The sequence below is a fragment of the Aestuariibaculum sediminum genome (genome assembly GCF_014596945.1).
Taxonomy (GTDB): Bacteria; Bacteroidota; Bacteroidia; order Flavobacteriales; family Flavobacteriaceae; genus Aestuariibaculum; species Aestuariibaculum sediminum.
This window is the reverse complement of the sequence record NZ_JACVXB010000007.1, coordinates 1-18,858: the sequence shown is the minus strand read 5'-3', so window position 1 is coordinate 18,858 and position 18,858 is coordinate 1. Positions and strand designations below refer to the sequence as shown.

Sequence of the window (18,858 nt, the reverse complement as noted above, 5' to 3'; positions counted from 1 at the left end):
CAATTGTGAAATTCACTCGAATTGGAGGTAGTTATTATTGAGAGTATTTTTTATCTAAACAACCAACAACGATTATCTAAATAACAAATTCGGTACTATGCTTTATTTCTTTCAAAACAAAATAACTTTCTAATATCCCAATATTTGAAATATTAGAGAGTTTTACCCGAACAAAGTCATGATAACCGTCTAGGCTCGTCATATTTATTTTTAGAAAAAAATCGACTTTTCCAGCCATATGAAAGCATTCCTGAACCTCAGGTAATTCTTTAATTTGCTCTTCAAACTTATCGATAAAACCTTCGTTATGATAGCGTAAGGAAACCATACAAATTACGGTTACCGGGTAGTGGAGTTGCTTTTTGTCTAAAAGCGCTACATATTTTTTAATATAACCATCATTTTCTAATCTTTTTATGCGTTCATAAACTGGAGAAATGGTCATGCCCAAGGCTGCTGCAATCTCTTTGGTGGTTTTTTTTGCATCGTTTTGTAAGATTTTCAATATGGTTAAATCAATTGAATCGAGTTTTTCCATCATAAATATCAAGTTATTTTTTCTCTTAAAGGTAATAATTTATTAATTTAAAAGTGATAAATTCTTTTAAAATAGATAAATAAAATAAAATTTCCTGTAAAAATTTGTTTTTAAAGGTTATATAATGTTTTTAGTCATGTATTTCGTAATTTTATCCTTTACAAGAATAGGTATGGATTACGAAAAAATATTAGTTACAGGAGCAGGAGGTCAATTAGGTTCTGTATTAGTTGAAGCCCTAAAAATTAAGTTTGGTCAGGATGCAGTTATTGCTTCAGATTTAAATCCTATAAAAAATTATACGGGAATTTATGAGCAATTAGATGTTACCGATAAGGCACGTTTAGAGCAGATTGTAAAAGAAAATAAAGTCACGCAAATATATCATTTGGCAGCTATTTTATCGGCTAAGGGCGAGCAAAATCCTTTGCTTACTTGGGACATAAATATGAAAACATTATTTAATGTTTTAGAAGTTTCAGTAGAAGAGAAGGTTAATAAGGTGTTTTATCCGAGTTCAATAGCAGTTTATGGCGATATGGCTCCTAAAACAGACACAGCGCAAACCGATTTTTTAAACCCATCTACGGTTTATGGAATTAGTAAAGCCTCTGGAGAAAATTGGGGACAATATTATTTTCTTAAATATGGTTTAGATGTAAGGTCCTTGCGTTATCCAGGCGTCATTGGTTACCAATCTTTGCCTGGAGGAGGAACTACCGATTATGCTGTCGAGATTTATCATAAAGCAGTAAAAGAAGAAGCTTTTGAATGTTATTTAAAGCCTGACGCTATGTTGCCAATGATTTATATGGAAGATACCATACGTGCCACGCTGGAGCTTATGGATGCTCCAAAAGACGCTATTACAGTAAGAACGTCGTATAATTTACAAGGCATGAGTTTTACTCCGGAGCAAATAACCGCTAATATTAAAAAATATTATCCTAATTTTAAGGTGAGCTACAAGCCTGATTTCAGACAAACGATTGCTGAAAACTGGCCATCATCGTTAAACGACGAACAAGCAAGACAAGACTGGGGGTGGAAACCTAAATACGATTTAGACGCCATGACCCGCGATATGCTTATGCAATTAACAAAACAATACAATTTAGTAACGCAATAAAATATACAAGATTATGTACGGAGCAGTTAAACAACAGCTTGAAAACGAATTAAAAGAGATAGAGGAATCTGGACTTTATAAAAAAGAACGGATTATTACCACGCCTCAAGGAGCCGAAATTAACACCACAGCAGGCCAAGAAGTATTAAACTTTTGTGCGAATAATTATTTGGGATTATCGTCACATCCAGACGTGGTTGAAGCAGGAATTGAGGCTATGCGCACACATGGTTTTGGTTTATCATCAGTACGTTTTATTTGTGGAACTCAGGATATTCATAAGGAACTGGAACAGAAAACAGCTGAATTTCTAGGTATGGAGGATTGTATACTTTATGCTGCAGCTTTTGACGCGAATGGAGGGGTTTTCGAACCAATTTTATCTAAAGAAGATGCCATAATTTCAGATGAATTAAATCACGCATCAATTATTGATGGTATACGATTATGTAAAGCGGCGCGTTACCGTTATTCACATAATAATATGGAAGCTCTTGAGGAACAGTTAAAGGCTGCTTCTGGAGCCAGAAGAAAACTAATAGTTACCGATGGTGTGTTTTCAATGGATGGTACTATTGCACAACTCGATAAAATTTGTGATTTAGCCGATAAATATGATGCCATGGTTATGGTCGATGAATGTCATGCTACAGGCTTTGTTGGTAAAACAGGTCGCGGAACGCATGAATATCGCAATGTTATGGGGCGAATTGATATTATTACCGGTACTTATGGTAAGGCTTTAGGGGGTGCTTCGGGTGGTTTTACTGCTGCTAAAAAAGAAATAGTAGAAATGCTTAGACAAAAATCTCGTCCGTATTTATTTTCAAATACGTTGGCGCCAGCAATTGCAGGAGCTTCTATTGCGGTTTTAGATACCTTAAAAACGTCTACTAATTTAATTGAAAAAGTACAAGGAAATGCTCACCGATTCAGAACAAAAATGACCGAAGCTGGATTCGATATTATGCCAGGAGAACATCCAATTGTGCCCGTTATGCTATATGACGCGAAATTAGCGCAGGAATTTGCAGCTAGATTATTAGATGAAGGGATTTACGTTATCGCTTTCTTTTATCCAGTTGTACCAAAAGAAAAGGCGAGAATTCGCGTGCAACTTTCAGCAGCACACGAAACACATCATATTGATAAGGCGGTAGAAGCTTTTACTAAAGTAGGTAAAGCATTAAATGTGATTTCTTAAGAAAACTTAGTTTTAAATAATTTTCAAAATGGATAATGCTAGTGCTCACCGTAGCCTACATTATCCATTTTTCCTTTAAATACTTTATACTGAATGGTAAAGTATATAATTACTAAAATAATCGCTACAATAAACCAATTTACTCCAACTGATAAGCCGTAATCATCTGCTGCCATATTATAGATGGTTAAATCAGGATTTATAGTATTAGTTGAAGGTAATAGTTTAGGAAAAATTGACGCTACCGTTGTAGTAATCCCACCGAACAGAAACAATGCAGAAAAAATAAACCCTTGTCCGTCTTTTTTAAAGCGTTTTATAAAAAACAACCCGAATAATCCTGTAAAAGTAATGAAAGGAAAAATCCACAACCAAGGGGTTTTTATAAAATTATGAAAAGGTTTAGGTTCAATAATATGCCAAACCAAAAGAGAAATAACAACTAATCCTAAAAGCGCAAAATTTAATCTGAAAACGATTCGTTTTAATTTATCATTTAAATCAGAATTCGTTTTAAATATAATCCAGTTTGCACCATGAATAGTTAAGGCAACTACACCTATAATACCAAGTAAAATGGTAAACCAATCTATGATGCCTAAATGTTCGGTAGTAGGGCTGAATGTTGGATTCCAAAGTGGCAGAAAAAAATAATGAGATTCATGTACAGGAACGCCATTTGTAACCATGCCTAGGTTAACCCCACGTACCACATTGCCTAAAGCAATACCAAAAAATAAAGCTAATAGTAAACTGGCAATTCCAAAAGCTTTATCCCAAATGGTTTCCCAAATACTGTTATGTATTTGTCCACGTAGTTCTAAACCAATGGCTCTGAATATAAGTAACCATAATATCATAATGAGCGGTAAATAAAATCCGCTAAAAGATGCTGCATAGAGCGTAGGAAAAGCGAAAAAAAGAACACCTCCAGAGGCAATTAACCAAACCTCATTGGCGTCCCAAAAGGGGCCAATTGCGTTGGTAATGGCTTTTTTGTCTTTTTCTTTTTTGGCAAAAAACAAATGTACAATACCTGCGCCAAAGTCGTAACCATCCAGAATAACATAAACGGTCAACATAGTCATTAATACGATATACCAGAATAATTCCATAATTAGTATTTTTTTGGTTGAGGACCTTTATAAATAATTTTTCCAACAAGTATTAAAAATAAGAGGCCAAGTAATAAATATAAGCCTACAAAGCCGAGTAAGGTAAATAGCGTATTACCAGAAGAAACTGTTGGGGAAATACCTTCGCTAGTTCGCAGTAAATTATATACCAACCAAGGCTGTCTACCAAGTTCGGCGGTATACCAGCCTGTTGTATTGGCTATGTAAGGAAAAGGCGCCATAAATAGTAAGGCCCACAAAATCCATTTCGTTTGAAAAAGTTTTTTTCTTAATAACTGCACCGCAGCCAACAACATTAAACCTATAAAAATGGTACCCAATCCAACCATAATATGATACGCATAATAGAGTCCCGGAATATTAGTAGGATATATATTCGAATCGAATTCATTTAAACCTTTAATCTCGGCATCCCATTCCTGATAGGTTAAAAAACTTAAAATATTGGGAACGGCAATTTTATTGTCTAATTTTTTCTCCAAGATATTCGGTTGTCCAATTAAAACAATTTCACTGCCACCGTCTTCTGTTTCAAATATGCCTTCCATCGCAGCGAAGGTTACTGGCTGATGTTTTACTACATTTTTAGCAACCAAATCTCCTGTTGGAAATGCGACTAAAATACTTGATATCAGACCGAATATAACTCCGGATTTCAAAAATAATTTTCCAAATATGCTATGCTTATCATTTAATACATAAAAAGCGCCAACGGCCGAAATAACAAAAGAAGCCGTTATTACAGACGCCAGTTGATTGTGAAAATACGAAGGCAATAACCAAGGGTTAGAGAATAATGCTCCAAAGTTATTAAGAACAAATTTGCCATTTTCTAAAATTTCATATCCTACAGGATGCTGCATCCATGAGTGGGTGGCAATAATTAAATAACCACTGGCCCAAGAACCGAGAAACACCAAAAATCCGGTAACGAAATGAAGTTTGTGTCCTAAAAGCTTTTCACCAAAAAGAAAGAGGCCTAAAAATGAAGATTCTAAGAAAAATGAGAACATTCCTTCCATAGCCAATGTTTGCCCGATAATACCACCTGTAAGTTCTGAAAATTTAGCCCAGTTAGTACCAAATTGAAATTCCATAGGGATACCTGTAACTACACCCATGGCAAAATTAATGGCAAATATTTTCATCCAGAATTTAGCTGCGTCATTATACGTTTCAATTTTAGTTCTTAAAAATTTCCATTTAAACCAGACTATAATTAAAGAAAGTCCCATGGTTAATTGAGGAAACAGGTAGTGAAAGGTGATAGTAAATGCGAATTGCATCCTATCGTAGAAAAGCATGTCTTCCATGGTATGTGGTTATAATACCAACAAAAATAAGATACGAAAAACAATAAATGGCACTAAAAACGAAAAAAAGCCTTCTTTTTCAAGAAAGCTTTTTCGGGCTATTAATCTTAATATGGAAGTTTACATTTTCTGTAATCGGCTGCAAAAATAATAAGTTTAATCAACATAATTTGTAATAAATGTTACATAATTACGGTTTTTACTTTTATTTAACATTCAGAATTCCAAATAGTTCTTTGTTTGCTCTTGGTTCAATAGAGTTGTAGCACAAATCCAATGTTTTAATTTTAAAATACGGCTGGAAATACTTAATATATTCACTTTTGCAACCTCCAAATGGCGGATGCGTTTTATTCAAAGGAACGTTAAATAGTAAGCCAATTAGTTTCCCATTAGGCTTTAAAATATGACTTGCCTTTTCGGCATACTTAGGGCGAAGGCTGGGATTAATAGCGCAAAAAAAAGTTTGTTCAATCATTAAATCGAAAGTATCATTTAAATCGAAAAAATTCCCGTGAAGCATCTGTTGATCTGGGAAATTCGGGACACGTTTCTTTAAATTATTTAATGCCGTTTTTGAAATGTCAATCACAAAAACATTGGTAAAGCCCGATTTAAACAAATATTCGGCTTCATAAGCATTACCTGCACCGGGAATCAAAATTTTTAGTTCTTTATTGGTAAGTTGATCGACATAGGTTTTAATAGGGGTGGAGATATGTCCAATATCCCAACCTGTTTCATGGGTTTTGTATCGATTTTCCCAATACGACTCCGATAAATCCATAAATTATGTATAAGATTTTATGAGTGAGACCAGTTCATTTTTTTGTAAAACTCCTGATTGACGCCAAAGTTGATTACCATTTTTAAATAGCATTAATGTAGGAACTCCTCTTACCTGGAATTTCGAGGCTAAGACCTGATTTTTATCTACATCAATTTTTATAATTACAACCTGTTCTTTTAATTCGTCTTTTACTTGTTTTAAAACAGGGCTCATCATTTTACATGGCCCGCACCATTCGGCAAAAAAATCGACCAAAACTGGTTTGTCCTGATTTATTACTTCTGAAAAATTACTCATTTTGATTTATTTTGATAGTTTACCGCCTTAGTATTTATAATTTCCAATTTTTTTCGTTGTTAGTATAGTTTTCTTTATCTATTTATAACTACTTATGCCACCCTTTAAATCATAAATTTTAGAGAACCCTGCCCGTGATAATTTTTTAGCAGCACGTGCACTTCGAGCACCGCTCCTGCAGTATAGATATACTGGTTTGTCTTTGTTTAAGGAATCACATTTTGATATGAAATTACCAGACAAATAATCGATGTTTGTAGCATTTTTAATAGCACCAGATTTAAATTCACCCGCAGTTCTGACATCAATTAACTGAACGTTTTTATTTTCAATTTGTTGTTTAAAATCGGCTGCAGATATAACAGTTACTTTGTCGTTTTTTGTTCCAAAAAGGAATGATAATAGAGACATGGTCAATTATATTTTATTAATACTATAAAGTTACGTTGCTAAAAGGATTTGTGAAGTAACTTTGGTTACAAAAAAAGAGTGGCTTAAACCACTCTTTTTTTTACATAAATAACATTTTTGTTTTTATAATGTAGACGGACAAACATATTCCGTAACAGGTATGCCTGCTTCTTTTATTGCAGCAAAACCACCTGTAATATCAACTAAGTTGTGAATGCCTCTACTTTTTAAAATAGAAGCTGCTATTACGGAGCGGTATCCGCCTGCACAGTGTACATAAAACGGTTTGTCTTCAGGGAATTCAGATAAATAATCGTTTAAATAATCTAATGATGTATGATGCGCATTTAAAACATGTTCCGATTTAAATTCTCCATCTTTTCTAACATCAAAAACCAGTACTTCTTCTTTTTCTAAAGTATTTTTTAATTCATCGGCCGAAATAGATGAAATGGTGTCATATTCAAATCCATGTTGTTTCCAGGCATCGAATCCACCTTTCAAATAACCCAAAGTATTGTCGAAACCTACACGAGATAAACGTATAATTGTTTCTTCTTCGCGCCCTTCGTTGGCCACAATTAATATAGGTTGTTTTACATCGGCGATTAAGGCTCCTACCCAAGGCGCAAAACTACCATCGATTCCAATAAATATGGATCTAGGGATGTGTCCTTTTACAAACTCATTTTGATGACGAACATCTAAAATAACAGCGCCTGTTTCGTTTGCAATGGCCTCAAATTCTTTTGGTTCTAAAGGTCGGGTACCACGTTCTAAAACATCTTCTATATCGTCGTAACCTTCTTTATTCATTTTAACATTTAACGGAAAGTATTGTGGCGGTGGCAATAGTCCATCGGTAACTTCCTCGATAAACTCTTCTTTAGTCATATCGGCACGTAAGGCATAATTGGTTTCTTTTTGCTCGCCAATAGTGCCTACCGTTTGCTTACTAAGGTTTTTGCCACAAGCAGAACCAGCTCCGTGTGCAGGATATACAATGACATCGTCGGCCAGGGTCATAATTTTAGAACGTAAGCTTTCATAAAGTAAACCAGCTAATTGTTCTTGAGTCATATCGGCAGCTTTTTGAGCTAAATCCGGACGCCCTACATCACCTAAAAATAAGGTGTCTCCACTAAAAATAGCGTGGTTTTTACCGTTTTCATCTTTTAACAGGTACGTGGTACTTTCCATGGTGTGCCCAGGTGTGTGTAGTGCCACAATGGTAATTTTACCTAGTTTAAATTCCTGCCCATCGGTAGCTATAATTGCATCGAAATCTGGGTTTGCGAGCGGTCCATAAACGATAGGAGCTCCTGTTTGTTTTGAAAGCGTAACGTGCCCGCTAACAAAATCGGCATGGAAATGCGTTTCAAAAATGTATTTAATCTTAGCGTTATTGTCCTGAGCTTTTTTAACATAAGGAGAAACCTCTCTTAATGGATCTATAATGGCAACTTCGCCCTCACTTTCGATGTAATAAGCGCCTTGTGCTAAACATCCTGTATATATTTGTTCTATCTTCATAATCTTATCATTATTTACTGTAAAATTAAGGTATTTTTAAAGTTTAGTGCGTAACATAAGTTACATTTTTAGTGTTGTGAAAATTCTTTAATTATTATATAAACGGCCATAACGAGAACAAACCATCCGAAACTCTTTTTTAACCCTTTATTGGAGATATACTTAGATAAATAACCGCCAAGTAAGATTCCTATGATGGTAATAGATGAAAATGATAATAGGAATGTCCAGTCGATATCTAGAGTATGTAAATCGCCTGTAAATCCTATTATTGAATTCAGGGAAACAATAACTAGGGAGGTTCCTACGGCTCGTTTCATTGATAAACCTGCCCAAAGTACTAAAGCAGGAACATATAAAAAGCCTCCGCCAGCACCAATTAAACCTGTTATAACACCAATTACAGAACCTTGAATAAAAGTTTTATAATAAGGTTGTTTTGTATGTATTTCGGCGGTTTCTTTTTTGTTTTTAATCATAGATGTAGCGGCCAAAAACATGATAATGGCAAAAAACACCATGATAGCCATATCTTTAGTAAGCGTATATCCATTGAGAGTAAAAATGGAATCAGGAATGCCGGGAACGAGAAACCTCCTAGAAATATAAACGGCTAAGAATGAAGGGAATGAAAATGATAGTCCCGTTTTGAAGTCGACAAGTTTTTTACGGTGTTTTTGTACTACACCTACCACAGAAGACGATCCTACAACAAATAATGAATATGCTGTAGCTACAACCGGGTTAAACCCTAAAAGGTAAACTAGCAGCGGAACTGTTAAGATGGACCCGCCTCCACCAACTAACCCGAGAACAATACCAATTAATAGCGCCCCTGTAAATCCTATAATTTCTATAATAGTCATAATTTTAATTTATGCCACAAAACTAGGTTACGCAACGGGAGCACACAGTAACATTGGTTACACTTTATAAATCTAAAATTTTAATATTGTTTCTGTTTAAGATAATTTTACCTTTATTTTCGAGGGATTTTAATAAACGGGAAATAACAACACGGGATGTATGCAGATCGAAAGCAATGTTTTGGTGGGTGACCTGTATTTCATCATTTCGGTTTACCATCGCTTTATCTTTTAGATATTTAAATAGTCGTTCGTCCATTTTTAAGAAAGCGATAGAGTCGATAGCCTCCAGAAGTTCAGTCATTCTGTCGTGATAACTCTGTAGAATAAAGTTTTGCCAACTTTTGTATTTACTCATCCATTCGCTCATTTTTTCAACGGGGATCATAATAAGTTTGGTTGGGGTTTCAGCAACGGCTCGAATTTCACTTTTTTTCTGTCCCATGCAACAGGATAAGGTCATGGCGCAAGTGTCGCCACGTTCTATAAAGTAGAGGAGTAATTCGTCGCCTTTGTCATCCTCTCTCAAAATTTTTACAGCACCACTTACCAACAATGGCATCGATTTTATATAATCACCTATATCCATGAGCATATAGCCTTCTGGAACTTCTTTGAACGTGCCTACATTGTTAATTTCATTTAAAAGCGCATCTTCAAAGAGATAACCATAATTTTCTTTAAGTTCGGTAATCATTAATAGTATCGTTTATAGTATAAAGATATTGACTAAAAATTAAATAGCCTATATTAATTTTTAATTGGCTTGTTATTAGGAGGTTGGTTTTGTTTTAGAAAGAGTAAGATTTTTTTAATGAAAAAAAAATAAAATTATCTTTGTTAGAAATGTAGTTAGTTCTATATTTGCACACCGAAAACGGAAAACGTTTTCTTTAATGGATCGGTCGCGTAGCTCAGCTGGATAGAGCATCTGCCTTCTAAGCAGACGGTCACAGGTTCGAATCCTGTCGCGATCACTTTGTTGTAAAACAAAAACTTTCAAAACCCTGTAATCCTTATGATTTACAGGGTTTTATCTTTCTAAGACCTTCTAATTTGATTGAAATGATAAGAAATTTAATGTCAACACCGCGGTCAACAGTTTAGAAAAACACAAAAAGTGTTGACCGAATTACGACTTAAAATGCTTACTTTTAGAATGTTGATTTGATTTTCGTCTTAAAAAAATGTTTAACTAAAAGACGATTATTATGAGTACACGCTCTACGTTTAACCTTTTGTTTTGGGTTAATACTTCACGAATTAAAAACAAAGAAGTGTCGCTTTATGCGAGAATTACTGTTGATGGTAAACGAGCTAATATTAGCTTGAAACGACGAATTCCACTCTCAAATTGGGATTCTAACAAAGGAAAGGCTAAAGGAAGTAAACAAGAAGCTAAAGCCTTGAATAAATATTTAAATCAGGTAAGAGCTAAAATTTATCAATCTTATGAAGATTTAATAAGTGAAGATAAATTAATTACCGCTCAACTGATAAAATCTCGCTTTCTGGGTGAAGATAGAAATTTTAAAACCCTTTTGGAATTATTTGAATACCATAATGAAATTTCCAAAGAACAATTAACCAGTCATACCTTGAGACATTATAAAGTGACTCAAGGGTATTTGAAGAAGTACCTTGATATTAAACTGGCTACGACAGATGTGAAGCTTGGAGAATTAAGTTACGGTTTTATTGTAGATTTTGAATACTTCATTAAATCCTATCAGCCAGAAGATCATCAAAGAAAGATGAGCCATAATACAGCTATGAAACATCTTCAAAGACTCAGAAAGATGGTTACCATGGCCTATCATATGGAATGGATAGATAAAGATCCGTTTGTTAGGTTTAAAACCTCTTTTGAGAATAGGAGAAGGGAGTATCTTTCCGAAACGGAATTGATGAGCTTAGAGAAGTTTAATTCATCAGTAGACCGGCTTAATCTTGTTCGAGATCTTTTCTTGTTTAGTTGTTATACCGGAATCTCGTTTATTGATATTCATGATTTAACACCAGAGCAAATTATGTTAGGCATTGATGGTAATGATTGGGTGATAAGTGAGCGTCAAAAGACCAGTACATCTATAAGGGTTCCTTTATTACCAAAGGCAAAAGCATTGGTAGAAAAGTATAAAGAACACCCAAGAGTGGTCTGTTCAGGAGGTATATTTCCAAAGATATCGAATCAAAAGGTGAATAGTTACTTAAAGGAAATCGCAGATTTATGTAAAATCAATAAGAATCTTACTTTCCATATTGCTCGGCATACGTTTGCAACGATAATTACATTAAGTAATGGTGTGCCAATAGAAACAGTTTCTAAGCTATTAGGTCATACCAAAATTGCGACTACTCAAATTTATGCTAGAGTATTGGATCAAAAGGTAAGTGAGGATATGGGGAAGCTTAAGGAGGTGTTGTCAAATTAATAACAATTTTAATTGAGCTGATTAATTTGGTTAATCGGCTCATAGGATCAACTACCTATGCCAAAAAAATGAGCATAGCTGAATTTTAGGAATGGTCCAATAGTAATTCTATTTGGTTAAATACTAAATTTACTTATATTAATTGCTTTGAGTTAAAAGCAAAAATAAATCAAAATTGCTTTATTTATATAGCAATAAATTAATATATTTGCTTTGTGTAAATAGCAAATATGGAGGATTTATTATTAGAATTTCAGTTAAAAATAGCTCAAGTACCGTTAAATATACAGCGTTATCTTGTTGGTCAAATAGATTTAAATAATCGGTTGATTGCTGTAAAAGGAGCAAGGGGTTCAGGTAAAACTACTTTGCTTTTACAGATTGTTAAATTACATTTACCATTATCATCAAGTCTTTATGTGAGTTTAGATCATATTTATTTCTTTGAGAATAAATTATATGACTTGGCGAAACAGTTTACTCTATTTGGAGGAACACATTTGCTTCTAGATGAAGTGCATAAATATCCTAATTGGTCAAGAGAAATAAAGCTTATATACGATAATTTTCCAGAACTCAAGGTTATTTTTACATCGTCATCAATGCTCGAAATTTATAAGTCAGAATCTGATTTGAGCCGTAGAGCAGTAAGTTATTATTTGAAGGAGCTTTCTTTTAGGGAGTTTATCGCTTTCGAAACCCAAAATACAATTCAAACTTATTCTTTTTCTGAAATATTAGATAGCCATAATCAAATAGCCACCCAACTTTTAGATGAAATAAAGCCCTTGCCTCTGTTTGAAAAATATTTAAAAACAGGTGTTTATCCTTACTATAAGGAAAATGAAGCTCTTTATCTTCAAAAATTACAGAATACTATCAATTTAATTATAGAAATAGATATTAATGCTGTGGAATATTTGCAATATGACACCTTGGTAAAACTTAAAAAATTATTGATAAGCATAGCATCAAGTGCTCCGTTTACACCTAATATTACAAAATTAAGTGAAAAAGTAGGTGTTTCTCGTAATATGTTGGTCCAAAGTATAAAGATTCTGGAACGTGCAGGATTGGTTAATGAATTGTATAAAGATACTTCCGGGATTGGAGTATTAACTAAACCAGAAAAATTGTATTTAAATAATAGCAATCTAATGTACGCTTTAGCTAAAGAAAATATTAATATAGGAAATGTTCGGGAAACGTTTTTCTTAAATCAATTTAAAGGATTACATGAAATAAACCTTTCAGAAATTGGGGATTTTTTAATTGATAAGACTTATACATTTGAAATAGGTGGAAAAAACAAAACTAAAAAACAAATTGCAGGTATGGAAAATGCCTATATTGTAAAAGATGGTATTGAAATAGGTTTTGGAAATGTAATTCCGGTCTGGCTTTTTGGTTTTATGTATTAAATATAATTGTAGGGCAAAAAACGGCAATGGAATAATGAACCGCCTGCAGCGGAAAAAATTGAGCATAGCCGAATTGCAAGTAAGTCCTTATTTAATAATACTTCATATCAAGAATGAGATTGGATTACTATATCCGCTGTAGATGGTTCTCGGTTACCGTTCTATCCACTCGATCACTATCCAAAATTATCACCAAAGTTTTCTATTAATGCTATTTTATTTAAACTAGTGGACTTTCAATAAAAAATGGATAAATAGTTGAATGACTGAGTAGCTAGTTTAAGGTTGTCCATGTCTAATTCAAATTCTTTTACAGCTCTATTTTGTTAAAATGAATGTCTTCTTCTATTTTACTAGGTTTCTATCCATTCATAGATGGAGTTTTTAATTTTAATTTTAAGTCTGTTAGTACAAAGCGTTTATATTTTGTGTTTTCAGAAAATTAAACGAGTAAAGCTAGGAAAATAATTACCTAAATAGCCATACATCAAACTCAGTAATAAATGACTCAAACTATTCCCTGTTAGAGGTTCAGGTTCTCCATTTCATCTACAAAGGCAGGGCTGTCTGTTACCTGTCGATTTTAATGTTTTTTTCAAATATTGCAACAGCTCTAACGGGAGACCCTGTGCCTCCCTTAATTTTTAGAGGAAAGCCTATAAACCTAAATCTGCCTTTCCCAATTAGTTTGTAAAGATTTATCATGTTTTCATAATGCGTAAAATTCATTTCTCCACAAATATGATGAACTTTTTTATTTGATACTTTAGGAACACCAGGTGACATAGTTTCAACTCCAAAGGCCGATATTTTTTTTTCTCCTAACCAACGCGCTGATTCTATTGAAATTCCTGGACCATTACCCCAGTCTTTACTTTTAAAGTTTTTTCTGTAATGATCTGTATAAAATAATACTGTATCTCCTTTTTTTATCTCCAAATTAGCTTTTTTACAAGCGATTTCTATTTCGTTGGGTTCTATTAATTCTTTTAGGCCTTTATGAGAGAAATCTAAACAAATGCCTTCGGTATAAAACATTGATAAAGGCATTTTGTCAATGGACTTCTCTTTGTGTTGAATTGCCATGTGATTTATGGCATCAACGTGTGTTCCTGTGTGTTCTCCTAATTCTAACCTATAAACCGCAGGTGTTTTAGTTTCTGGGTTTTTAATACCATCCCATTCTTCGTGAGTTTTATGTATTGTCATTTTTACTTGCGGGAGGTCTTTGTAAACAGGCATCCCTTCATATATTTCTTGGCTTAAATCTATAATTTCAATCATGCAGTATTATACTTTTTAAATTATCCGTATTAGAATTTTTATGGTCTAAACAGTCTTAAAGGTGTGCTTATTTTATAACAATATCGTATTCCATCCTTTTTGCTGTGTGTTCTGCTATTTCCTTTCCTAGCAATCGCTTTATAATATGAAAAGACATATTAATACCTGCAGAAATCCCTCCTGATGTTAATAAATTTCCTTCATCCACAAATTTAACATCTCTAACTACTTCAATTTTTGGGTAATCTTGTTCCAATCGGTCCAAATCCATCCAGTGAGTGGTTGCTTTTTTATTGTTTAGCAAACCACATTCAGCGAGTAAAAGGGCTCCTGTGCATACTGAGGCTAAAATTTGAACTTTATTACTTTGTTCTTTTATCCAATTGAGTAAACACTTATTTTTTATTTCAATATGTTCAGCTCCATAACCGCCTGGAATTATCAGTATATCGAGTTTTGGATGGTTGTTGAACAGATAATCTGAATGTACTTTTAACCCATTTCTTGCACTCAATAACTTGTTTCCTTCTCCAATTGTAATAACATTAAAAATCTTTTGGTTGTTATCTTCTACTAAGGAGAAAACTTCAAATGGACCAGCAAAATCAAGAACTTCAACTTCATTGAATATAAAAATTCCAACATTTATTTTTTTTGTCATTATCTATTATTTTTGACTTCTAAACGGTTCATGAAAAAATTTTCTTTGTGTTAAATAACCTATACATCGAGCTTAGTTTAAAATTGAAAAAATAATTACAGTAAAAATTGTCCTTCTAAAACTATTATGGCTTCACCTAGTATTAAAACCTTATCATGTAAAAGCTCAGTGTACATGGTTCCTGTTCTTAACGAAGATTGATAAGCATGTAATTTTGATTTATTCAATTTTGCAGCCCAATATTTTGTTAAAAATGTTTGGATAGAGCCAGTTACCGGATCCTCATTTGTACCTGCCCAGGGCCAAAAATATCTATAATCAAAATCAAAACTTTCTTTCTTGGAAATTGCTGTGACTAACACCCCATTTATACCGGTATATGAATTTAATAATGCTGTGAAATCGGGTTTCAAATTTGCCAATTCGGTTGCATCTTCAATTTCAATTAAAATAATGTTATTTATAGAGTTGAATCTTTTATCTATTATTTTAGTAATACCAAGTGCTTTTAGCATCGCTTGAGGTATTTCTATTTCTACCGTTTCATATACAGGAAATTGCATTTGAATTTTTCCTCCTACTTGCTCTGTAAATAATTCAATATTGTTACAGTTAATAAATTTTATATCAGTAAAGGAAGTGGTTTTGAAAATAATTTTTGATGCCGCCAAAGTAGCATGACCACATAAAGAAATTTCCTTTTGAGGAGTAAAAAACCTTATACTGTATATATTGTTCGAAATATGCTTTATAAATGCCGTTTCAGAAAAACCAATTTCTGTGGCAATATTTTGCATGACTTCATTTTTTATAGTATTATTGGTAATACAAATAGCAGCTGGATTTCCTTTAAATTTTTCATTAGTAAAGGAGTCTACAAAGTAGGTTTTCATTTTTAAAATTCTATTGTTTTAATAATATGATATTCGTGTTTACCTGTTAGTATAAGTAAAAATTGTCATAAATTATGGCTATGCTATTTTCCATATTTCGGTTTAAATATTAATTCGTTTCTGCTCGATATAGAATTCTATAGCTAGAATGAGTGTTTTAATAATATTATGCCTAATTAAAAAGTGTTTTTAATTAGGGGTTTAGGGTAAACTATATTCTTCTTTGATCAGCAAGTTCAGGGTTGTAAACTAAAATAATATGGTTCTAATTTACAATATTTTTTAACTTACCATTTAGTGTTTATGTACTTATTTTAGCCTTTATAATTCTTCCTTCTTAATTTTTTTTAATGCTATCACAAAGCGTAAAAAAGGGAAATACTGAACCACCCACAGCGGATTAAAGAAAACTAAGTGCTCAAAATTGATTCATTATTAGTTAAATTTAATGTTATTTTTTAAATTTTTTTCTCATCTACTCTCCTGTGATATCGAAACGGTGAGCTGTGTGAACCAACCAATCCAAAATAGCGTTAGCAATAGTTTGTTCTCTTATTATTTTATGTCACGCTTCAATAGGTGTTTATGAAGCAATAGGCGTACTACGTTTACCATGCGGATTAATATTATCCAAAGTTTTAAGTCTAAAGCCATTAAAGATTAATAAATTTTGTTTTTCTAGTTTACTAATCTTAAATATGAGTCATCGGATTTAGCTGCTTTTAATATGGTGAAAAACTTGTCAGTATTGTAGTGTACCAGTTGAGGAAAGGTTCTATTTCAGTACATTCCTTAAATGTTTTTCAAACCTTTAAGAAAAGCACTTCATGACATCATCTTGGACACAGACTTAAAATAAAAAGCGATAATATTTCTAAGCTTTTTTGATTTTAAGCCAGAGTGCAAAAAACGGCAATACTGAACCGCCTGCAGCGGAAAAAATTGAGCATAGCTGAAATTTACCTGGGCCCATATTTAATAATACTTCATGTCAAGAATTAAACTGGATCATTATTTCCGCTGTTTATGGCTCTCAGTTTGCGTCCTATCCAGCATACCAACACTAAGCAAATGGATTGAGGTAGTTAATAAAGGAGATTTGTTAGTTCAGCTTAATGCTTTTAAACTGGAGCAATTAGCAATGGTTGAAGGAGAGAATCTTGTGGGAACACCAGACTATTGGGTAAAGCCTAATATTCATATTGAAAGTGATTATGCCTTTGGCGGTATGCAGCAAAAAAAATCTGAGCAAACGACCTATTGGGAAAAGGATCCTCGATATACCTCACAGACCAATTACCCTTTAAATGTTCCTTGTTTGTTAGAAGTAAAACCTCCTTTAGGACCTGATGTTGTAATTAAACCTGGAGATACATTAACGACATTCAGAGTTTGGGAAACACCTTTAGATACCAGAGAAGAAGAGCGTAAAGGGTTGTTTATTAGGAAAATGTACCGTACTATTTCGCCTTGGGTAACCGAGAATCCTATTTTTATGCATTTGGTGAATTCAAATGAAAAAGTAGTTAAAAGCGCCATTGACCAATGTGCTGAAGTGGGCTATGAAATGATTATTCTAAGTTTTGGTAGCGGAGTGAATATGGAAGATGAATCTGAAGCCAATTATAGTAAATTTAAAAGATTAGTAGAATATGCTAAATCTAAGGGTATAGAACTGGGAGGATATTCTCTATTATCCAGCCGATGGATTAGTGATGAGGTGGATGTGATTAATCCCAAAACTGGTAAGCGAGGTGGGATGATATTTGGGTCTTCACCATGTTTGTCAAGTGAATGGGGGCATAATTATTTTAGAAAAATTAAAACCTTTTTTGAAAAGACAGGGATGACAGTTTTTGAGAATGACGGATCGTATCTGGGCAATGTATGTGCTTCAACCAGTCATGCCCATCACAATGGATTAAACGACTCGCAATGGAAACAGTATGCTCAAATTCAAGGGTTATACAAGTGGATGCGTGCAGAAGGTATTTATATGAATATTCCCGATTTTTATATTAATTCGGGAACAAACAAAGTAGGAATAGGATACCGAGAAGTCAATTGGTCTTTACCTCGCGATCGACAACTGGTATTAGGGCGAACCAATATTTATGATGGTTTGTGGGACAGGACACCTAGTATGTGTTGGACATTTACTCCATTAACACAGTATCATGGGGGTGGTGAAGCCGCTACCATCGAGCCTCTTAATGAGCATTTAATGGATTATAAAAATCAAATGATGCAAAATTATGGGGCAGGCGTACAGTCCTGCTATCGTGGTCCCAGATTGTATGACACAGAAGAAACCAAGCAAGTGGTTATAGATGTAATTGACTGGTACAAAACTTATCGCGATATTTTAAATTCTGATTTAATTCATTTGAGACGTCCTTCAGGAAAAGATTGGGATGGTTTTATGCATGCGAATCCTAATTTAAAGGAAAAAGGATTGGTTATGTTATTTAATCCAACCGATAAAGATATTGATAGAAAAGTTATCTTGCCATTGTATTACACAGGGTTATCAACTAAGGCTTTAGTTAGAGAAAAGGAAGGCAAAGCTAAAACATATAAATTAACCCGAGACTATAAAATTACAGTAGACGTTACCATACCGGCTAATGGGAATACTTAGTTGGTAATAGAGAAAACTGTTTTATAAAAGAAACTTCTTTATAAGTGTGTAAAAAAAAATGATATAATACCCCTTGATATTTAATCTTTATGCACTTATTGAGAGACTACAATTTTTTAATTATTCGAGAAAATGATAAAAAGTAAAGTTCAATATCATTGTCTTACCGATATTTAATACGGTAGGTAATTTAATGCGAGTCAATAAATTGGAAGACACTGATTAATATTTATTAATAAAAATAATTCGGTATTTGGGCTGTTTGTTTGTCGAATTATAAATTTTATATCTATATTTCCGCGATTG

Annotated in this window: 17 protein-coding genes and 1 tRNA gene; 6 read left to right on the top strand and 12 right to left on the bottom strand. The window is 33.4% G+C overall.

Features of this window, described 5'->3' with window-relative positions:
- Nucleotides 1–76 precede the first annotated feature (76 nt).
- Nucleotides 77–541 (bottom strand): Lrp/AsnC family transcriptional regulator, encoded by a 465-nt coding sequence (locus ICJ83_RS13940; RefSeq protein WP_223154785.1) that lies wholly within the window; start codon nucleotides 539–541, stop codon nucleotides 77–79.
- Between the two features lie 133 nt (nucleotides 542–674).
- Between ICJ83_RS13940 and ICJ83_RS13935 the strand changes: the two genes are divergently transcribed.
- Together ICJ83_RS13935 and kbl are read left to right on the top strand one after the other, a co-directional pair.
- A complete protein-coding gene (locus ICJ83_RS13935) occupies nucleotides 675–1,667 on the top strand; it encodes an NAD-dependent epimerase/dehydratase family protein (protein WP_223154784.1) in 993 nt (330 codons plus the stop codon).
- Between the two features lie 13 nt (nucleotides 1,668–1,680).
- A complete protein-coding gene (gene kbl, locus ICJ83_RS13930) occupies nucleotides 1,681–2,871 on the top strand; it encodes a glycine C-acetyltransferase (RefSeq protein ID WP_188231020.1) in 1,191 nt (396 codons plus the stop codon).
- 38 nt (nucleotides 2,872–2,909) lie between these two features.
- On the opposite strand, the gene cydB is transcribed toward kbl, so the two are convergent.
- The 8 genes from cydB to ICJ83_RS13890 form a co-directional block, all read right to left on the bottom strand.
- Nucleotides 2,910–3,986 carry a cytochrome d ubiquinol oxidase subunit II gene (cydB, locus tag ICJ83_RS13925; protein WP_188231019.1) on the bottom strand — a complete coding sequence of 359 codons (1,077 nt, stop codon included), beginning with the start codon at nucleotides 3,984–3,986 and terminating at the stop codon, nucleotides 2,910–2,912.
- A gap of 2 nt (nucleotides 3,987–3,988) precedes the next feature.
- Complete coding sequence (locus ICJ83_RS13920; RefSeq protein ID WP_188231018.1) at nucleotides 3,989–5,320, bottom strand: cytochrome ubiquinol oxidase subunit I; 1,332 nt, start codon at nucleotides 5,318–5,320, stop codon at nucleotides 3,989–3,991.
- A 205-nt stretch (nucleotides 5,321–5,525) separates the two neighbouring features.
- Nucleotides 5,526–6,107 (bottom strand): methyltransferase domain-containing protein, encoded by a 582-nt coding sequence (locus ICJ83_RS13915; RefSeq protein WP_188231017.1) that lies wholly within the window; start codon nucleotides 6,105–6,107, stop codon nucleotides 5,526–5,528.
- 3 nt (nucleotides 6,108–6,110) lie between these two features.
- On the bottom strand, nucleotides 6,111–6,407 hold the full coding sequence (gene trxA, locus ICJ83_RS13910; protein WP_188231016.1) for a thioredoxin: 297 nt from the start codon (nucleotides 6,405–6,407) through the stop codon (nucleotides 6,111–6,113).
- Between the two features lie 78 nt (nucleotides 6,408–6,485).
- Nucleotides 6,486–6,818, bottom strand: coding sequence for a rhodanese-like domain-containing protein (locus ICJ83_RS13905; RefSeq protein ID WP_188231015.1), 333 nt, complete (start codon nucleotides 6,816–6,818; stop codon nucleotides 6,486–6,488).
- Nucleotides 6,819–6,941: 123 nt separating this feature from the next.
- Nucleotides 6,942–8,351 (bottom strand): MBL fold metallo-hydrolase, encoded by a 1,410-nt coding sequence (locus tag ICJ83_RS13900; protein WP_188231014.1) that lies wholly within the window; start codon nucleotides 8,349–8,351, stop codon nucleotides 6,942–6,944.
- A gap of 68 nt (nucleotides 8,352–8,419) precedes the next feature.
- Nucleotides 8,420–9,217, bottom strand: a complete 798-nt coding sequence (locus ICJ83_RS13895) for a sulfite exporter TauE/SafE family protein (RefSeq protein WP_188231013.1) — start codon at nucleotides 9,215–9,217, stop codon at nucleotides 8,420–8,422.
- 64 nt (nucleotides 9,218–9,281) lie between these two features.
- Nucleotides 9,282–9,914: a Crp/Fnr family transcriptional regulator gene (locus ICJ83_RS13890; RefSeq protein WP_188231012.1), complete on the bottom strand. Its 633-nt coding sequence runs from the start codon at nucleotides 9,912–9,914 to the stop codon at nucleotides 9,282–9,284.
- Nucleotides 9,915–10,120: 206 nt separating this feature from the next.
- On the opposite strand from ICJ83_RS13890, the gene ICJ83_RS13885 reads away from it, so the two are divergent.
- From ICJ83_RS13885 to ICJ83_RS13875, 3 genes are all read left to right on the top strand, one after another.
- Nucleotides 10,121–10,194, top strand: a tRNA-Arg gene (locus ICJ83_RS13885).
- A gap of 234 nt (nucleotides 10,195–10,428) precedes the next feature.
- Complete coding sequence (locus ICJ83_RS13880) at nucleotides 10,429–11,652, top strand: site-specific integrase (RefSeq protein WP_188231011.1); 1,224 nt, start codon at nucleotides 10,429–10,431, stop codon at nucleotides 11,650–11,652.
- Nucleotides 11,653–11,882: 230 nt separating this feature from the next.
- On the top strand, nucleotides 11,883–13,073 hold the full coding sequence (locus ICJ83_RS13875) for an ATP-binding protein (protein ID WP_188231010.1): 1,191 nt from the start codon (nucleotides 11,883–11,885) through the stop codon (nucleotides 13,071–13,073).
- A 570-nt stretch (nucleotides 13,074–13,643) separates the two neighbouring features.
- On the opposite strand, the gene ICJ83_RS13870 is transcribed toward ICJ83_RS13875, so the two are convergent.
- The 3 genes from ICJ83_RS13870 to ICJ83_RS13860 all read right to left on the bottom strand — a co-directional run bounded on the left by ICJ83_RS13870 (nucleotide 13,644) and on the right by ICJ83_RS13860 (nucleotide 15,911).
- On the bottom strand, nucleotides 13,644–14,357 hold the full coding sequence (locus ICJ83_RS13870) for a cyclase family protein (protein ID WP_188231009.1): 714 nt from the start codon (nucleotides 14,355–14,357) through the stop codon (nucleotides 13,644–13,646).
- A 67-nt stretch (nucleotides 14,358–14,424) separates the two neighbouring features.
- A complete protein-coding gene (locus tag ICJ83_RS13865; protein WP_188231008.1) occupies nucleotides 14,425–15,018 on the bottom strand; it encodes a DJ-1/PfpI family protein in 594 nt (197 codons plus the stop codon).
- Nucleotides 15,019–15,113: 95 nt separating this feature from the next.
- A complete protein-coding gene (locus tag ICJ83_RS13860; RefSeq protein ID WP_188231007.1) occupies nucleotides 15,114–15,911 on the bottom strand; it encodes a PhzF family phenazine biosynthesis protein in 798 nt (265 codons plus the stop codon).
- 988 nt (nucleotides 15,912–16,899) lie between these two features.
- Between ICJ83_RS13860 and ICJ83_RS13855 the strand changes: the two genes are divergently transcribed.
- Entirely contained in the window at nucleotides 16,900–18,552 is a 1,653-nt protein-coding gene (locus tag ICJ83_RS13855; protein ID WP_188231006.1) for an alpha-galactosidase, read from the top strand.
- The last annotated feature ends 306 nt before the right edge of the window (nucleotides 18,553–18,858 follow it).